17 protein-coding genes are annotated in these 16,542 nt (G+C 59.9%); 15 read left to right on the top strand and 2 right to left on the bottom strand.

What is annotated here, in order from left to right:
• The first annotated feature begins 145 nt into the window (after window positions 1-145).
• From ffh to C2846_RS16650, 10 genes are all read left to right on the top strand, one after another.
• On the top strand, window positions 146-1,558 hold the full coding sequence (gene ffh / locus C2846_RS16695) for a signal recognition particle protein (RefSeq protein ID WP_080048248.1): 1,413 nt from the start codon (window positions 146-148) through the stop codon (window positions 1,556-1,558).
• Between the two features lie 145 nt (window positions 1,559-1,703).
• A complete protein-coding gene (gene rpsP / locus C2846_RS16690) occupies window positions 1,704-1,952 on the top strand; it encodes a 30S ribosomal protein S16 (RefSeq protein WP_080048247.1) in 249 nt (82 codons plus the stop codon).
• Window position 1,953: 1 nt separating this feature from the next.
• The gene (gene rimM, locus C2846_RS16685; RefSeq protein WP_119702004.1) at window positions 1,954-2,496 is read left to right on the top strand and encodes a ribosome maturation factor RimM; all 543 of its coding nucleotides are present in this window, start codon (window positions 1,954-1,956) and stop codon (window positions 2,494-2,496) included.
• A gap of 3 nt (window positions 2,497-2,499) precedes the next feature.
• Window positions 2,500-3,249, top strand: coding sequence for a tRNA (guanosine(37)-N1)-methyltransferase TrmD (trmD, locus tag C2846_RS16680; RefSeq protein ID WP_080048245.1), 750 nt, complete (start codon window positions 2,500-2,502; stop codon window positions 3,247-3,249).
• Window positions 3,250-3,281: 32 nt separating this feature from the next.
• On the top strand, window positions 3,282-3,629 hold the full coding sequence (rplS, locus tag C2846_RS16675; protein ID WP_080048244.1) for a 50S ribosomal protein L19: 348 nt from the start codon (window positions 3,282-3,284) through the stop codon (window positions 3,627-3,629).
• Window positions 3,630-3,752: 123 nt separating this feature from the next.
• The gene (gene xerD / locus C2846_RS16670; protein WP_080051572.1) at window positions 3,753-4,658 is read left to right on the top strand and encodes a site-specific tyrosine recombinase XerD; all 906 of its coding nucleotides are present in this window, start codon (window positions 3,753-3,755) and stop codon (window positions 4,656-4,658) included.
• 47 nt (window positions 4,659-4,705) lie between these two features.
• Entirely contained in the window at window positions 4,706-5,422 is a 717-nt protein-coding gene (dsbC, locus tag C2846_RS16665; protein ID WP_080048243.1) for a bifunctional protein-disulfide isomerase/oxidoreductase DsbC, read from the top strand.
• A 118-nt stretch (window positions 5,423-5,540) separates the two neighbouring features.
• Complete coding sequence (locus C2846_RS16660; protein WP_080048242.1) at window positions 5,541-6,845, top strand: homoserine dehydrogenase; 1,305 nt, start codon at window positions 5,541-5,543, stop codon at window positions 6,843-6,845.
• 18 nt (window positions 6,846-6,863) lie between these two features.
• A complete protein-coding gene (thrC, locus tag C2846_RS16655; RefSeq protein ID WP_119702003.1) occupies window positions 6,864-8,273 on the top strand; it encodes a threonine synthase in 1,410 nt (469 codons plus the stop codon).
• A gap of 270 nt (window positions 8,274-8,543) precedes the next feature.
• Window positions 8,544-9,134 carry a GGDEF domain-containing protein gene (locus C2846_RS16650; RefSeq protein WP_165443853.1) on the top strand — a complete coding sequence of 197 codons (591 nt, stop codon included), beginning with the start codon at window positions 8,544-8,546 and terminating at the stop codon, window positions 9,132-9,134.
• 33 nt (window positions 9,135-9,167) lie between these two features.
• Here C2846_RS16650 and C2846_RS16645 read toward each other — a convergent pair whose 3' ends face one another.
• Window positions 9,168-9,596 carry an organic hydroperoxide resistance protein gene (locus C2846_RS16645; RefSeq protein ID WP_080048239.1) on the bottom strand — a complete coding sequence of 143 codons (429 nt, stop codon included), beginning with the start codon at window positions 9,594-9,596 and terminating at the stop codon, window positions 9,168-9,170.
• Window positions 9,597-9,722: 126 nt separating this feature from the next.
• On the bottom strand, window positions 9,723-10,172 hold the full coding sequence (locus C2846_RS16640) for a MarR family winged helix-turn-helix transcriptional regulator (protein WP_119702001.1): 450 nt from the start codon (window positions 10,170-10,172) through the stop codon (window positions 9,723-9,725).
• A 144-nt stretch (window positions 10,173-10,316) separates the two neighbouring features.
• Here C2846_RS16640 and C2846_RS16635 point away from each other — a divergent pair, with 144 nt between their 5' ends.
• The 5 genes from C2846_RS16635 (at window position 10,317) to C2846_RS16615 (ending at window position 16,538) form a co-directional block, all read left to right on the top strand.
• On the top strand, window positions 10,317-11,402 hold the full coding sequence (locus C2846_RS16635) for a calcium/sodium antiporter (protein WP_119702000.1): 1,086 nt from the start codon (window positions 10,317-10,319) through the stop codon (window positions 11,400-11,402).
• Window positions 11,403-11,404: 2 nt separating this feature from the next.
• Window positions 11,405-12,037 carry a LysE family transporter gene (locus C2846_RS16630; protein ID WP_119701999.1) on the top strand — a complete coding sequence of 211 codons (633 nt, stop codon included), beginning with the start codon at window positions 11,405-11,407 and terminating at the stop codon, window positions 12,035-12,037.
• 336 nt (window positions 12,038-12,373) lie between these two features.
• Entirely contained in the window at window positions 12,374-13,963 is a 1,590-nt protein-coding gene (locus C2846_RS16625) for a wax ester/triacylglycerol synthase family O-acyltransferase (RefSeq protein ID WP_165443852.1), read from the top strand.
• Window positions 13,964-14,005: 42 nt separating this feature from the next.
• Window positions 14,006-15,460 (top strand): DUF3336 domain-containing protein, encoded by a 1,455-nt coding sequence (locus tag C2846_RS16620; protein ID WP_165443851.1) that lies wholly within the window; start codon window positions 14,006-14,008, stop codon window positions 15,458-15,460.
• A gap of 247 nt (window positions 15,461-15,707) precedes the next feature.
• A complete protein-coding gene (locus C2846_RS16615; protein ID WP_119701996.1) occupies window positions 15,708-16,538 on the top strand; it encodes a uroporphyrinogen-III synthase in 831 nt (276 codons plus the stop codon).
• Window positions 16,539-16,542: the final 4 nt, after the last annotated feature.

Genomic DNA, 16,542 nt, shown 5'->3' with positions numbered 1-16,542 from the left:
AGTGGTTATCAACAAACCCGAAGTGTGGCACAAGCCGCGGCGCGGATAAAGCGCCTTGCTATTAACATGGGCGGTGGCGGGTTATACTTTGCCGCTTGATTGTGGCGCCGCCTGATTTCAGGGCGTGGCCGAGGAGAATTCGCCGATGTTTGAAAATCTTACCGAACGCTTGTCACGCAGCCTGGCGGGTGTGACCGGCCGGGCCAAGCTCACCGAAGAGAATATCAAGGATACCCTGCGCGAAGTGCGCATGGCGCTGCTCGAGGCCGACGTGGCCTTGCCGGTGGTCAAGAGCTTTGTCGATCAGGTGCGTGACCGTGCGGTAGGCCAGGAGGTCAGCCGCAGCCTGTCGCCGGGTCAGGTGTTCGTCAAGATCATCAAGGCGGAACTCGAAGCGGTCATGGGCCAGGCCGAGGGCCTGAATCTGGCGGTTACGCCGCCGGCAGTGATCCTGATGGCCGGTTTGCAGGGGGCGGGTAAGACCACCAGCGTGGCCAAGCTGGCCAAGACCCTGAGCGAGCGGCAGAAGAAAAAGGTCATGGTGGTCAGCGCCGACGTTTACCGTCCGGCCGCGATCAAGCAGTTGGAGACCCTGGCTGGCGAGGTGGGGGTGAATTTCTTCCCCTCGGACCTGAGCCAGAAGCCGGTAGCTATTGTTGAGGCGGCTCTGCGCGAGGCGAAGAGTCGGTTCATGGATGTGCTGATCGTCGATACCGCCGGTCGTCTGCATGTCGATGCCGAGATGATGGACGAGATCAAGCTGGTCCATGCTGCCGCCAAGCCAGCCGAAACCCTGTTCGTGGTCGATGCCATGACCGGTCAGGATGCGGCCAATACGGCCCAGGCCTTCAATGAGGCGTTGCCGCTGACCGGGGTAATTCTGACCAAGGTCGATGGTGATGCCCGTGGTGGTGCGGCGCTGTCGGTGCGGCATATCACCGGCAAGCCGATCAAGTTCCTTGGGGTAGGCGAGAAAACCGATGCGCTGGAGCCGTTCCATCCGGATCGGGTCGCCTCGCGGATTCTGGGCATGGGTGATGTGCTCAGCCTGATCGAGCAGGCCGAGCAGAAGCTCGACAAGGACAAGGCCGACAAACTGGCCAAGAAGCTCAAGAAGGGCAAGGGTTTCGATCTCGAGGACTTTCGCGACCAGTTGCAGCAGATGCGCAGCATGGGCGGTCTGGGTTCGATGATGGACAAGCTGCCGATGATGGGCGGCAAGATCAACGCCAGTCAGATGGAAACGGCCCAGACCCAGGCCGAGAAGCAGTTCCGTCAGATGGAGGCGATCATCAATTCGATGACGCCGGCTGAGCGGCGTAACCCTGACATCATCAGCGGCTCGCGCAAGCGCCGGATCGCGGCCGGTTCCGGTACCCAGATTCAGGATATTGGCCGGCTGATCAAGCAGCACAAGCAGATGCAGAAGATGATGAAAAAGGTCGCCGGCAAAGGTGGCATGGCCAAGCTCATGCGCGGCATGGGTGGAATGGGCGGTATGGGCGGTATGGGCGGCGGAGGTATGCTGCCGCCGGGTGGTGGTATGCCGCGCTTCTGAGTGCTGTACAGCCCTTGATCAAAAAAGAGTTTTCTTTGGTCGTGATATTCCGTAGAATACGCGACCTTTCGGGCTATAGGCTCGTGCTGAACTTTTGTTGTAAGAATTATTGCAGCGTTACTCAAACACAGGAAACGATGTCGACATGGTAACCATTCGTCTTGCTCGTGGTGGCTCCAAGAAGCGCCCCTTCTATCATCTGACCGTCGCCAACAGCCGCAACGCCCGTGACGGCCGTTTCGTCGAGCGCGTAGGGTTCTTCAACCCGGTCGCTACCGGTGGTGAAGTGCGTCTGTCGGTCAACCAGGAGCGCGTCAGCTACTGGCTGGGTCAAGGTGCACAGCCGTCTGACCGCGTTGCTGCTCTGCTGAAGGAAGCCCAGGCCTCTGCCTGAGATGACAGCCGTGCCTGAATCGGCCGAATCACCGCTGGTGGTCCTCGGTAAAATCGTATCGGTTCATGGCATTCGCGGGGCGGTCAAGGTGTATTCCCACACCGACCCGCTGGATAACGTGCTGGATTACCGGACCTGGACGCTGCGGCGTGGTTCGGAGTTGCGCACGGTGTCCGTCACCTCGGGCCGTCTTCAGGGGCGGGTTGTGGTTGCGACGCTCAAGGGTGTCAGTGACCGTGACCAGGCACTGGAGATGGTCGACTTCGAGATCTGCGTGCCGCGATCGGCCCTGCCGAACCTTGAAGAAGGTGAGTATTACTGGCACCAGCTCGAAGGCTTGCAGGTGATAACCGTTGATGGCCAGTTGTTGGGGCGTGTCGACCACCTGCTGGAAACCGGCTCCAACGATGTCATGGTGGTTAAACCCTGTGACGGCAGCCTGGACAAGCGCGAGCGCTTGTTGCCCTATTTGCCCGGGCAGTACGTGCTGGATATCGACTTGAATGCTGGTGTCATGCAGGTCGACTGGGATCCGGAGTTCTGACCGGTGTGGGCCGGTGTAGTAACCCTGTTCCCGGAGATGTTTTCGGCCTTGACCGAGCACGGGGTGAGTGGTCGCGCAGTCAAGCGCGGTCAACTGGAGGTAGCCTTCAGTAACCCGCGTGACCATGCCCATGACCGTCACCGTACGGTTGATGACCGGCCCTTTGGTGGTGGTCCGGGCATGCTGATGAAGGTTGAGCCGCTGCTGGAAGCCATTCAGGCGATCCGCCAGCAGGCACCCTCACCGCCACGGGTGATTTATCTGTCGCCCCAGGGTCGGCCGCTGACTCAACAGCGAGTCACCGAGTTGGCGGCGCTGGACAGTCTGGTACTGGTCTGCGGGCGTTATGAGGGAATCGACGAGCGCATCATTGAGATGTGCGTCGATGAAGAGATTTCCATCGGTGACTATGTGTTGTCCGGTGGCGAACTGGGGGCCATGGTGCTCCTGGATGCGGTAACCCGACTGATTCCTGGCGTGCTTGGGCATGCGGATTCGGCGGTGGAGGATTCCTTTACGGAAGGGTGGCTGGATTGTCCGCACTACACCCGTCCGGAAGAATTCGCCGGGCGGCGCGTACCGGAGGTGCTGCTCAGTGGTAACCATGCTCTGATCCGGCGCTGGAGACTCAAACAGTCTTTGGGCAGAACCTGGCAACGCCGACCGGAGTTGCTCAAGGATCTGGCATTGAGCGATGAACAGCAACAGCTGTTGGCGGAGTTTCTTCGCGAACAGGCAACCGATAACCAGTAATGCAAGTCCGGCGGCTTGCGCAGGAGTTTGAAATGTCCAACATTATTGCTCAGCTTGAAGCAGAACAGATGAACAAGGAAATCCCCGAGTTCGCTCCGGGTGATACCGTCATCGTTCAGGTAAAAGTAAAGGAAGGTGATCGTCAGCGCCTGCAGGCCTTCGAAGGCGTGGTTATCGGTAAGCGTAACCGTGGTCTGAACTCTGCCTTCACCGTGCGTAAGATCTCCAGCGGTGTGGGTGTTGAGCGTACCTTCCAGACCTACTCCCCACTGATCGACAGCATCAGCGTCAAGCGTCGTGGTGACGTTCGCAAGGCCAAGCTGTACTACCTGCGCGAGCTGTCCGGCAAAGCCGCACGTATCAAGGAGAAGCTGTCCTGATTGGACGGTGGTTCCCAGAAAAGCAGCCTTCGGGCTGCTTTTTTTGTTTGTGCTTCCAGTCTTTCCCAGGTCTGAGCGCCGGGCCGCTTGCAGCTTATCGGCTGGCGCTGCAAACTCCTGCGCATGACCGCGCTTTCTGATACCGAACAGCAACTGATTGCCCGCTATATCGACAGCCTGTGGCTTGAGCGCGGCCTGTCGCAGCATAGCCTGGATGCCTATCGGCGTGATCTGGAGCAGTTGGCGCGCTGGTTAATGGCTCGGCGTGGCGGGTTGCTGGCTGTTGGCCGGGGCGAGTTGATGGATTATCTGGCCTGGCGGATCGGTGAGGGATACCAGGCCCGCTCGACCGCACGTTTGCTGTCCTGTGTGCGTGGGTTTTACCGCTATGCAGTGCGTCAGGGGTTGCTTGGCGAAGACCCGAGTCTGGATGTGGCCATGCCCAAGCTGGGTCGGCCTCTGCCCAAGAGTCTGAGCGAAGCTGATGTTGAAGCCTTGCTGGCGGCGCCGGATGTGTCCGACAGTCTGGGGCTGCGTGACCGCTGCATGCTTGAGGTGCTGTATGCCTGTGGGCTGCGGGTCAGCGAACTGGTCGGTCTGCGTCTGGATCAGGTCAATCTGCGCCAGGGGGTGATTCGGGTGACCGGCAAGGGTAGCAAGGAGCGGCTGGTGCCGATGGGCGAAGAAGCGCTGGTCTGGATTCAGCGCTACATGCAGGAAGCACGGCCGGCGCTGCTTGGCGGGACGCCCAGTGATGTGCTGTTCCCCAGCCGCCAGGCCCGGGAGATGACCCGTCAGACCTTCTGGCATCGAATCAAGCTGCATGCCCAGGTGGCGGGGGTGCGTGGCAGCTTGTCACCGCATACCCTGCGCCACGCCTTTGCCACGCACCTGCTCAATCACGGCGCCGATCTGCGCGTGGTGCAAATGCTGTTGGGGCACAGCGACCTGTCGACTACCCAAATCTACACCCATGTGGCCCGGCAGCGCTTGCAGGAACTGCACGCGCGCCATCATCCCCGTGGGTGATGGGCGGGTTTCGTGGTAAGCTTGTACGTCTTCAAGAGGAATAATGCATGCGACTGAAATACCTTGCCGGCGTGGCTCTGGCGCTGCTGGCCGGTCAAGCACTGGCTGATGATCAGGCCATCCGCGATACCCTCGGCCGGCTGAACATCAGCATACCGGTCAAAAGCATCAGTGAAACCCCTATCAGCGGTCTGTATCAGGTCCAGCTCGAAAATGGCCGGGTACTGTACGCCAGTGCCGATGGCCGCTACATGCTTCAGGGCGCGCTGTTCCAGGTTGATGGCGAGCAACCGCGCAACCTGACCGCTGCTGCTGAGTCCAAGGTCATTGGTGACCTGATCAACAGCCTGCCGCGTGAAGACCTGGTGATTTTCTCGCCGGAACAGCCCAAGACCCATATCACGGTGTTCACCGATGTGGATTGTGGATACTGCCGCAAGCTGCACACCGAGGTCGAAGAGCTCAATGCGCTGGGGATCGAAGTGCGTTACGCCGCGTTCCCGCGTTCGGGCATGAACACTCCGACCGCTGTGACCATGCAATCGATCTGGTGCGCGGCGGACAAACAGGCGGCCATGACCCGGGCCAAGGCTGGCCAGTCGGTGCCGCAGGCCAGTTGTGACAACCCGGTCGAAGCGCAGTTCGCTCTGGGCGCGCAGGTGGGGGTGCAGGGAACGCCGGCGATCTTCCTGGCCAATGGCACCCTGGTGCCGGGCTACAAGCCGGCCGGAATGCTGGCCGAGGAAGCACTGGCCAATCAGTGAGCCAGTCGTCGCTGGGGTCATTGACGCCAGCCGTATGGCTCAATAATGTGCGCCTTCGGAGTAGGGCGTCAGTGAACTTTCATATAATCAGACACAACGAATACGTGGGGACCATAGTTTGAAACCGGTCAAAGTAGGTATCTGTGGGTTGGGCACCGTTGGTGGTGGTACATTCAATGTCTTGCAGCGCAACGCCGCTGAAATTGCCCGCCGGGCAGGTCGGGGCATTGAGGTCGGCCAGATTGCCGCCCGTCAGCTCAACCCTAACTGCGACCTGGGTTCAACCCCGGTGACTGATGACGTATTTGCCGTGGTCAACAACCCCGAGATCGACATCGTCGTCGAGCTGATCGGCGGTTATGGTGTGGCGCGCGAGGTGGTGATGCAGGCGATTGCCAACGGCAAGCATGTGGTCACTGCCAACAAGGCGCTGATCGCCGTACACGGCAACGAAATTTTCCAGGCTGCCCGAGACAAGGGCGTGATGGTTGCCTTCGAAGCCTCCGTGGCTGGCGGGATTCCGATCATCAAGGCTCTGCGTGAAGGTTTGGCGGCCAACCAGATCAATTGGGTGGCCGGCATCATCAATGGTACCGGCAACTTCATTCTGACCGAAATGCGCGACAAGGGCCGGGCCTTCGAGGATGTGCTGGCCGAAGCCCAGGCGCTGGGCTATGCCGAGGCCGATCCGACCTTCGATGTCGAAGGTATCGATGCTGCGCACAAGTTGACCATTCTTGCTTCCATCGCATTCGGTATCCCGCTGCAGTTCGACAAGGCCTATACCGAGGGCATCACCAAGCTGACCACTGCCGACGTCAATTACGCCGAGGCGCTGGGCTACCGGATCAAGCATCTGGGTGTAGCCCGCCGTACCGATGCCGGGGTCGAGCTGCGGGTACACCCGACGCTGATTCCCGAGGATCGCCTGATCGCCAACGTCAACGGTGTGATGAACGCGGTGATGGTGAACGGCGATGCAGTGGGCTCGACTCTGTATTACGGTGCCGGCGCCGGTGCTGAGCCGACCGCTTCGGCGGTGGTGGCCGATATCATCGACGTGGTCCGTACCCTGACCACTGACCCGAACAACCGCGTGCCGCATCTGGCGTTCCAGGCCGACAGCCTGTCCGATCATCCGGTGCTGCCGGTCGAAGAGGTCGAGACCGCCTACTACCTGCGCGTGCAGGCCCAGGATCGTCCGGGCGTGCTGGCCAAGGTGGCGACCATTCTGTCCGAGCGCGGGATCAACATCGAGTCGATCATGCAGATGGAAGCCGAGGAGCATGACGGCCTGGTGCCGATGATCCTGCTGACCCACGAAGTGCTCGAGCGGCAGATGAACGACGCCATTGCTGCCATCGAGGCGCTCGACGACATCGCCGGCCCGGTAACCCGGATCCGGGTTGAACAACTCAACTAAAACCTGAAGGGTTTTGTCATGCGTTATATCAGCACCCGCGGCCAGGCGCCGGCCCTGAATTTTGAAGATGTGTTGCTGGCCGGTCTGGCCAGTGATGGCGGTTTGTACGTGCCTGAGAATCTGCCGCGCTTCAGCCAGGAAGAGATTGCCTCCTGGGCTGGCCTGCCTTATCACGAACTGGCCTTCAACGTGATGCGCCCGTTTGTGACCGGCTCGATCAGTGACGCCGATTTCAAGGCGATTCTCAAGGATACCTACGGCGTATTCGCCCACAGCGCGGTAGCACCTCTGCGTCAGCTCGACAGCAACGAATGGGTGCTGGAGCTGTTCCACGGCCCGACCCTGGCGTTCAAGGACTTTGCCCTGCAACTGCTGGGGCGGTTGCTCGATCACTTCCTGATCAAGCGCGGTGAGCGCGTGGTGATCATGGGGGCAACCTCTGGTGACACCGGTTCAGCGGCCATCGAGGGTTGCCGGCGCTGTGAAAATGTCGACATCTTCATCCTCCACCCGCACAACCGGGTGTCCGAGGTACAGCGTCGGCAGATGACCACCATTGCCGGTGACAACATCCACAACATCGCCATCGAAGGCAACTTCGATGACTGTCAGGAGATGGTCAAGGCCAGCTTCGCTGATCAGGGTTTCCTCAAGGGGACCCGGCTGGTGGCGGTCAACTCGATCAATTGGGCGCGGATCATGGCCCAGATCGTCTACTACTTCCATGCCGCGCTGCAGCTCGGCGGACCGGCACGCTCGATGGCGTTTTCGGTACCGACCGGCAACTTTGGCGACATCTTTGCCGGCTATCTGGCGCGCAACATGGGGCTGCCGATCAGCCAACTGATCGTCGCCACCAACCGCAACGATATCCTGCACCGCTTCATGAGCGGCAACCGCTACGACAAGGACACCCTGCATCCGTCGCTGTCGCCGTCGATGGATATCATGGTGTCGTCCAATTTCGAGCGCCTGCTGTTCGATCTGCACGGGCGCAATGGAGCCTTGGTAGCCGAGCTGCTGGACAGCTTCAAGCAAACCGGCAAGCTGTCGGTTGAGGATGATCGCTGGACTGAGGCGCGCAAGCTGTTTGACTCGTTGGCGGTAGATGACGAAGGTACCTGTGCGACCATTGCCGAGGTGTACCGTGACTGTGGCGAGCTGCTCGACCCGCATACTGCCATTGGTGTGCGAGCTGCGCGTGAGTGCCGGCGCAGCATGAGCACGCCGATGATTACGCTGGGTACGGCGCATCCGGTCAAGTTCCCCGAGGCGGTACGCAAGGCGGCCGTTGGTGAGGAGCCGCATCTGCCGGCCCACCTGGCTGATTTGTTCGAGCGTCCCGAGCGCTGCACTGTACTGGCCAACGAACTGCCAGCGGTGCAGGCGTTCGTGGTAGCCCACGGCAATCGCGGCAAGCCTCTCTGATTGGTGCTCCTCGCCCGCTGCCGGTTTGACCGGCTGCGGGCGGGGAATGAGCCGATAAAGCTCTTTCTTCTCCCCACGTTGTGCTCAAAACCACGCTATTCTTGGGTTATCCCATGATGGTAATGAGCCACTTTGAACCCCGTCCATTCCAGTATCACTGCTATTGAGGTCCGACGCCTGCCAATAGGGCTGGGCGTATTTCTATTGCTGTGTTCGGATCAGGCCCTGGCATTGGAGCCTGCGGCCTGGATCGGGACTTATCGCTTTCTGGTGACTGAACTATTTTTGCCGCTGTTGCCGTCGCTTGGCTGGACTCTGCTGGCGATTGGCCTGACCAGCCTGTTCTGGTGGCGGCGCCAGCGCCGGCTTAAACGCCGTTTGCACAGCTTGCAGGGGCTGGACGAATTGACCGGTTTGCCCAACCACAATGCCCTGATCGGGTTCTTCAACCATGAACTTAAACGCGCCCAACGGTTTGGCCGGCCGCTGTCGGTGATACTGCTGGATCTTGATGACTTCGACAAAATCAGTCGTGAGCATGGCCCGATGATGGGCAACCGGGTACTGATTGAGCTTAGCGAACTGCTGCGTGACGGGTTGCGCGATGTGGACAAGGTTTTTCGCTGGGAGGCCGAGCGCTTTCTGGTGGTTTGCACTGAAGCCGGCATCGAGGAGGCGGATCTGGTTGGCGAGCGGATTCTGCTGATGATCCGCAACCATGATTTTCCTATAGGCTGGCCGCTCAGGGTCAGCACGGGTGTCGCCAGTGCCACGGCCTATGACAATCTGGACACTTTGATTGAGCGAGCCGGCCAGAGCCTGGCCGAAGCCAGACTGGGGCCGGTCTCCTCACTGGGCTGAGGTCTCGGCAGAGTTTTACCTAAACCTGTGGGCTCAGTCGAGCAGAGTCAGGGTGACATCGATATTGCCACGGGTCGCGTTGGAGTAGGGGCAGACCTGGTGAGCCTTTTCAATCAGCGCCTGAGCCTGACTACGTTCCATGCCTGGCAGGTTGATCCGCAATTCGACTTCAATCCCGAAGCCATTGGGAATCGGACCAATACCGACGACACCTTCAATCGACACATCTGCCGGCAGGGCGATTTTTTCCTGGGCGGCGACGAACTTCATGGCGCCGATAAAGCAGGCCGAATAGCCGGCGGCAAACAATTGTTCCGGGTTGGTTCCGGCACCACCGGCACCGCCGAGCTCTTTCGGCGTGGTCAGGGCGACATCAAGAATCCCGTCGGATGAAATGGCTCGGCCATCGCGGCCACCAGTGGCTTCAGCATAGGCGCGGTAGGCAACTTGTTGGATCGACATATAAACCTCCTGGGTATGGATGATATTTTGTGCGCTAACGATATTAAGTTAGCGTCTATTTGTTTTGCGCACAAGATAATTTGCCAGGCAAAGCCGCACTTGCCGACGAGCGGTAAGGCGGATGGGTCAGCTTTGCTTGATCAGGCTGGCCCGCAACGCAAGCAGTTCATCGCGCAGTGCCATCAGGCGGTCCAGCGGCTGATCGCTGGCCTTTAGAATGCAGCCGGGCAGAGCCTTGGCCTGTTCGCGCAGGGTTTGACCACGCTCAGTCAGGAACAGTTCGACCACGCGCTCGTCGCTCTTGCTGCGCACCCGGTTGATCAGGCCTTCGGCTTCCAGACGCTTCAGTACCGGAGTCACTGAGCCGGGGTCGGTCAGCAGCCGCTGACTAAGATCGCCAACACTAATGCCATCACTTTCCCAGAGTACCAGCATGGCCAGATACTGTGGATAGGTCAGCCCAAGAGACTTGAGCAGCGGTTTGTAGACCTTGGTCATTTGCAGTGAGGTCGAGTGCAAGGCGAAGCACAGTTGATTATCGAGCAGCAATACAGCGCAAGGATCGGGGGTGGACATGGGGTGGCCCTCTGTATGAATACATAATTTAGCGCGCAAACCTGCGGCGTGCAAAAAGAGAGGGGCTTCAGTCGCCTGGGCCGGCATGCTAGATTGATCAGGCCTGCGTTCGCAGGTTTCCCGTGCCCCAGGAGGGGCTTCATCATGTCATGGTTGCAGTTGCTGTTGTTCGTACTCGGTCTGGGTTTGTTGGTGCTGGGTGCCGAGGTTTTGGTCAAAGGGGCTTCGCGGCTTGCGGTTGGCTTTCGGATTTCGCCGTTGGTTATCGGTCTGACCGTGGTGGCTTTTGGTACCAGCGCTCCGGAAATGGCAGTCAGTGCCGGAGCGGCAGTAGCAGGGCAGGGGGATATCGCTCTGGCCAATGTGCTCGGGAGCAATATCTTCAATGTATTGTTCATTCTCGGTCTGTCGGCGCTGATCGCGCCCCTGCTGGTGTCTCGGCAACTGATCCGGCTTGATGTGCCGCTGATGATCGGTGCCAGCCTGTTGGTCTGGTTGCTGGCGATGAATGGTCATCTGGGGCGCAGTGAAGGAGCTCTGCTGCTCGGTCTGATCATCGCCTATACGCTGTTTCTGGTGGTTAGCAGTCGCCGTGCCGGGCGTCAGGCGGGTGAGGCTTCTGAGCTTGAGGTGCCGACGGAAAGCGGCTCGCTACCGGTCAACCTGCTGATGATTGTGGGCGGGTTGGTCATGCTGGTTCTGGGTGCACGCTGGCTGGTTGCCGGGGCGGTGACCATGGCCCAGGTGCTGGGCGTGTCGGAGCGAGTGATCGGTCTGACCATCATTGCGGCTGGCACTTCGTTGCCGGAAGTGGCGACCTCGGTGGTCGCCAGTGTGCGCGGCCATCGTGACATTGCGGTAGGCAATGTGGTTGGCAGCAACCTGTTCAATTTGCTGGCGGTACTGGGTCTGGCTTCGTTGCTGGCGCCCAGTGGGATCGCGGTATCGGCGGCGATGCTCAGGTTCGACATGCTGATCATGCTGGCGGTGGCTGTGGCCTGCCTGCCGGTGTTTTTCAGCGGCATGCGGATCAACCGTTGGGAAGGGCTGCTGTTTCTGGGCTATTATGCGCTCTACACCCTGCATCTCATCCTGACGGCAAGCGACTCACCCGCACGGCAGGATCTGCAAACCGCAGTTCTCTATTACGCCTTGCCACTGACCGTACTGACTCTGCTGGTATTGATGGCTCAAGGCTGGCGTAAACATTCGAGTGTGTTCAAGAGGTAATTATGGCTCTGGAAACCTGGCTGGCCTTCTTTGTGGCCTGCTGGATCATCAGTCTTTCCCCCGGGGCGGGGGCCATCGCGTCCATGGCCAGTGGCCTGCAATACGGCTTTTCACGCGGCTATTGGACGGCGCTTGGGCTGCAGTTGGGGCTGCTGGTTCAGATCGCGATCGTTGCAGCTGGGGTTGGGGCAGTGCTGGCGACTTCGGCGCTGGCCTTTACCCTGATCAAGTGGTTCGGGGTATTGTACCTGCTGTATCTGGCCCTGCGTCAGTGGCAAGCCCCGTCAGCGCCGGTGCTCGATGAGCGGGCGCCCCGCCCAACGGGGCGACCGTTGAGCCTGGTGCTGCGTGGCCTGCTGATCAACGTCAGCAACCCCAAGGCGGTGGTGTTCATGCTGGCGGTGCTGCCGCAGTTTATCAACCCGGCCCAGCCGCTACTGCCGCAGTACGGGGTCATGGCCTTGACCATGGTTGGCGTCGATCTGGTCGTGATGGCCGGGTACACCGGGCTGGCGGCCAAGGTGCTGCGTCTGCTGCGGTCACCCGGCCAGCAGCGTCTGGTCAACCGCAGCTTTGCCGGGTTGTTTGCCGGTGCCGCCGGGCTGCTGGCGCTGGTCAAGCGCTCCAGTACCTGAGTTTGCGCGCACCTTGATGGTGCGTTGTCACTGATTTGCCTCTCATCTGCTGTCGGAGCCTGGCTCCGGCAGATATTCCGTTGCTGCTCCCATATCAATGGCAGAGCCCTTTCTGCATTTTTCAGCTGGTTTTTAGCCACTGCGTGACTTGTTGGTCATAAAATTGCATTATCTATAAGTGTCTCATTGTGTTCTTGGCGTGGTCTTTCCGGTAGTCGCCAACCCTTATGGAATAAGGTCTTTTGTTGATTGTCGTCAATGCCTGTATTTTGGTGTGAGTCAATTCTTTGGACTGTTCCGCCGCCTTTGCCCCCTGTCTCCACGAGGACAAGACTAATGAAACAACTGACACCCATGGATTCACATTTTTTTTATTTCGAGGCACCCAACCAGCCGATGATGATCGGCAGTCTGTGGCTGTGTGATCAGCAGACCGCTCCCGGTGGGCTGGTACGCCACAAGGAAATCCTGCAGTACATTGCCGACCGCCTGAATGCTACTTCCTACTTTCGCCGCCGTCTGGTGCAGACCCCGCTGGGGCTGGATGATCCGTACTGGCTGGATGACCCCAATTTCGATCTGGAATACCACGTGCGGCATGTCGGCTTGCCGCAGCCGGGTGACTGGCGGCAACTGTGTATTTTCACCGCGCGGACCATGTCGCGCAGTGTCGATATGCGCCGGGCACCCTGGGAGGTCTATATCATCGAGGGGCTCAACAATGTCGAAGGTGTACCGCCGGGCAGCTTTGCGGTGCTGATCCGTTTTCACCATGCCTATGTCGATGGCAAGGCTGCGGTTGAGTTGAGTGAGGCGCTGATGGAAACCACCGCTCAGCACGAGTACGGCCGGCAGAACCGGGTAGTGGTGGCCGAGCGGGCACCCAGCCGGTTGGAACTCTGGGCCCGCACCACTCCCCGGATGATGGGGCAGTCATTGCGCAGCATGAAGGCCGGTCTGAAGTTTTCGCGCAAGAGCTTTGAGCTGATCAAGCGCTTGCGGGGCGATGCGATGCCCGAGCAGCGCCGGGTACCACGCACGTTGTTCAATACCGAAATCACTCCGCATCGCAGTTACGGCGGCTTCGAGTGGAGCATTCCTGAGCTTAAGCAATTGCGTCAGCTCTGCCCGGGCGCCAGCCTCAATGACGTAGTGTTGTCGATCATTGCTGGCGGACTGCGTCGCTATCTGCTGCAGCGTCATGCACTGCCGAGCGAATCGCTGGTGTCGATGTGCCCGGTGTCGCTGCGCCCGGAAGAAGCGAAAAAGGATTGCGGCAATCTGATCTCAGCCATGTTCATCGGCATCGGAACCGATATCGAGGATCCGGTGGAGCGCCTCACGGCGGTTCAGCGGCGCACTGCCAAAGGAATCCCGCTGGCGCGGGAGGTGCTGTACGAACTCAATAACTCGGCTGGCGAGATGCTGCCGCCCTCGGTCCGGGCTCTGAGTGCCTGGCTGCAGAACAAGGCCCGTTTGACCGGGCGGGTTCCACTGATCAATACCCTGATTACCAATGTGCCGGGGATTCCCGGGATGACACCGCAATACTTTGCCGGAGCCTTGATTCGCCAGGTTTATCCGGTGGTACCGATTGTCGATGGCATGGCCATCAGTCATGGCATCACCGGCATCTACGATCGCCTCAATCTGGGTGTGCTGGCTGACCGCGAAGTGATGCCGGATATGGATGTGTATATCGCCTGTCTGGAGGCTTCGACCGTGGAGTTTCGTGAACGCCTGGCAGCCTTGTGTGTTCAGGAGTCTGCTCCGTCCGTGCAGGAGCCTCAAAGCGACAGTGCCGGCAAACGCCGTAGCCCACGCACCCGCAAGCCGGCACCGAGCAGGTTGAAGATGGCGGCCGAAGGCCCGGACCAACGCCCGGCTGATAGTCCGGTGGCATCGCTGGTGGTCAGCAAGGCTTGATGGTGAGCCGGTAACGGTTTGCTCTGTACGCAGGAGATGGATATGAAATTGTTTCAACGTACCCGCGCGCGGCAGTTGCTGCGTGAGATGGAACAGGCAGAGAGCTACCAGGATTGGGTCGAGTTGGCCCTGGCCTATGACCACGAATGTGGGCTGGATGACTGGAAGCAGGACGATGCCTGCGAAAGTTATGACTTTCGGGCGATTCGTCGGCGCCTGGATATCCTGCGTGACTTGCGGTTTCGCCGCGATTACCCGCAGTTGCTGTTCACCCTCAACGAGGGAGTACACGGCAATCTCGGCGGGATGGGCAAGCCGTCGCTGTACAACAAGGCCAAGCTGGGGACCAAGCAACTGATCCGCCGCTATCTGGATGAGTTGTGCGGAGCGCTGCATGACCTGGATCAGGTAGACGACAAGATCATTCCCCTGGCCGAGAAACAGGACTTTTTCCTGCGTGCCAGTCACTGCAATGGCCGCTCGGCGTTGATGCTCAGTGGTGGGGCTGTCTTGGGGTTTTTCCATGCCGGGGTGCTGCGGGCGCTATTCGAGCAGGGTCTGCTGCCGGAAATCATCTCCGGCAGCAGCGCCGGCTCGATTTTGGCGGCCACTGCCTGTACTCATACCGACGAAGAGCTGCATGAGCGCCTGAGTCTGGACAACCTGCACCATGAAGTGGAGGAAACCCGGGCGATTCGGCCGGTACTGTCGTTGCTGGGCAGTGGGCGACCGAATATGGATGCCGAGAATCTGATTGCCTATCTGGGCAAGATCATTCCCGATCTGACCTTCCAGGAGGCTTTCGAGCTGACCGGGCGCAAGCTCAATATCACCGTGACGGGGCTGGAGCCACGTCAGGCACCGCGTTTGCTCAACGCCATTACCTCACCCAATGTGCTGATCCGTTCTGCAGTTCAGGCTTCCTGTGCGATCTACGGTATTTATCCGCCGGTAACCCTGATGTGTCGCAATGCCAAGGGTGAAACCGTGCCCTATCTGCCTGGAGAGAAATGGATCGACGGCTCCTTTGCCGATGATCTGCCAGCCAAGCGGTTGGCGCGTTTGTATGGGGTAAACCACTTCATTTCCAGCATGACCAATCCGGCTGCATTGGCCATCACGCCTGATCCGGATGTGCCGCGCAACCTGTTGCGCAGTCTGGTCAACTATCAGGCCCGCTGGTGGAAGATGGGCAGTGCCGAGATGCTGCGCTTCAGTCGTGAGCACATCCGGATCAAGTCGCCGGTACTGAATCTGATGCAGCATCTGACCTACGGTGTGCTGGCCCAGGATTACACCGCTGATATCAACATCTTTCTGCGCAACCGCTGGGATCACCCGTTGCGCCTGCTGGCTCCGCCCTCGCGCGAGGCCATGCACCGGCTGATCCATGAGGGCGAACGGTCGACCTGGGAGCGGGTCGAGATGGTGCGCAACTGCACAGCGGTCAGCCGTACTCTGGACGAAATTCTGCACCGGCGCGGTTGGGAGAGCTAAAACAGTCTGGGTTAAGCGGGTTCAGTGTTGGGCTCGGTGGGCGCTGACTTGTTCTGGACACGCCGTGAACCCATCCATGGGGGCTCGTAGATGCCATCCCTGGCATCTAATGGTCCAGAACAAGTCAGCGCCAACCGAGCCTGCGGCTACGTGTGATTAACCGGTGTTTCCATTGCCCTGTGCCATGAGTGCTTTTCATTCGTGCGGCAGGCCCGCACAATGTTCCTTTTGCCGAATGTGATAGCCCATGAGTAGCGAAACTCTGCCCCTGACCGGTCGCCGCATAGCCTTGCCGGAAAGCCGCGAACTCGATCTGTTCGCCGATATGTTGATCAAGCGCGGGGCCGATGTGCTGCGTTGTCCGCTGGTGTCGATTCATGATGCTCCGGACCAGACTCCAGTGCTGGCCTGGCTGCAGGCCTTCATCGAGCAGCCGGTAGATGACCTGATTCTGTTGACCGGTGAGGGGCTGAGACGCCTGCTCGCCAGTGCCGAACGTGCCGGTGGCGGGCTGTGTGAGGCCTTTGTGGTCAAGCTTGGCGAGGTACGCAAGATCACGCGTGGGCCGAAGCCGGGGGCGGCGTTGCGCAAGATCGGCCTGAAGCCGGATGTGCTGGCGCAGGAGCCGACCACCGAGGGGGTTATTCAGACCCTGCGAGCGGAAAATCTCCAGGGCCGGCGTGTGGCGGTGCAGCTCTATGGCACCGAGCCGAATGTGCCGCTGGTGACGTTTCTACAGGAAGCCGGTGCCCAGATCAGCACGGTGGCGCCCTATGTCTATGCCGATGATGTCGAGGATGCCCAGGTCGAGGCCCTGGTCCGGGCCTTGATTGAGCCGGCCGTTGATGCCATCGCCTTCACCAGCGCCACGCAGGTGCGCCGGTTGCTGCAGATTGCCCGGCGGATGCAGTGTGAGTCCGAGTTGCTGGCGGCCCTAGCTGGGCTGACGGTGGCGGCTGTTGGGCCGGTAGTGGCCGACGAGCTACGCGAGCGCGGCATCCGGGTTGACCTGATGCCGCAGGAGAGCTTCTTCATGAAACCGCTGGTGCGCGAGCTGGTCAAGGCGCTCGGGGCCTGACCAT

It is taken from the genome of Pseudomonas jilinensis, from assembly GCF_003586265.1.
GTDB classification, from domain to species: domain Bacteria; phylum Pseudomonadota; class Gammaproteobacteria; order Pseudomonadales; family Pseudomonadaceae; genus Halopseudomonas; species Halopseudomonas phragmitis.
Note: the sequence above shows the minus strand (reverse complement) of the source record. Positions and strands in the feature narration are given on the sequence as shown.

What these genes read in the sequence shown, in the direction of transcription:
- ffh (WP_080048248.1), top strand. Translation starts at nt 146, where the DNA reads ATGTTTGAAAATCTTACCGAACGCTTGTCACGCAGCCTGGCGGGTGTG.
- rpsP (WP_080048247.1), top strand. Translation starts at nt 1,704, where the DNA reads ATGGTAACCATTCGTCTTGCTCGTGGTGGCTCCAAGAAGCGCCCCTTC.
- rimM (WP_119702004.1), top strand. Translation starts at nt 1,954, where the DNA reads ATGACAGCCGTGCCTGAATCGGCCGAATCACCGCTGGTGGTCCTCGGT.
- rplS (WP_080048244.1), top strand. Translation starts at nt 3,282, where the DNA reads ATGTCCAACATTATTGCTCAGCTTGAAGCAGAACAGATGAACAAGGAA.
- xerD (WP_080051572.1), top strand. Translation starts at nt 3,753, where the DNA reads ATGACCGCGCTTTCTGATACCGAACAGCAACTGATTGCCCGCTATATC.
- dsbC (WP_080048243.1), top strand. Translation starts at nt 4,706, where the DNA reads ATGCGACTGAAATACCTTGCCGGCGTGGCTCTGGCGCTGCTGGCCGGT.
- thrC (WP_119702003.1), top strand. Translation starts at nt 6,864, where the DNA reads ATGCGTTATATCAGCACCCGCGGCCAGGCGCCGGCCCTGAATTTTGAA.
- C2846_RS16645 (WP_080048239.1), bottom strand. Translation starts at nt 9,596, where the DNA reads ATGTCGATCCAACAAGTTGCCTACCGCGCCTATGCTGAAGCCACTGGT.
- C2846_RS16640 (WP_119702001.1), bottom strand. Translation starts at nt 10,172, where the DNA reads ATGTCCACCCCCGATCCTTGCGCTGTATTGCTGCTCGATAATCAACTG.
- C2846_RS16635 (WP_119702000.1), top strand. Translation starts at nt 10,317, where the DNA reads ATGTCATGGTTGCAGTTGCTGTTGTTCGTACTCGGTCTGGGTTTGTTG.
- C2846_RS16630 (WP_119701999.1), top strand. Translation starts at nt 11,405, where the DNA reads ATGGCTCTGGAAACCTGGCTGGCCTTCTTTGTGGCCTGCTGGATCATC.
- C2846_RS16625 (WP_165443852.1), top strand. Translation starts at nt 12,374, where the DNA reads ATGAAACAACTGACACCCATGGATTCACATTTTTTTTATTTCGAGGCA.
- C2846_RS16620 (WP_165443851.1), top strand. Translation starts at nt 14,006, where the DNA reads ATGAAATTGTTTCAACGTACCCGCGCGCGGCAGTTGCTGCGTGAGATG.
- C2846_RS16615 (WP_119701996.1), top strand. Translation starts at nt 15,708, where the DNA reads ATGAGTAGCGAAACTCTGCCCCTGACCGGTCGCCGCATAGCCTTGCCG.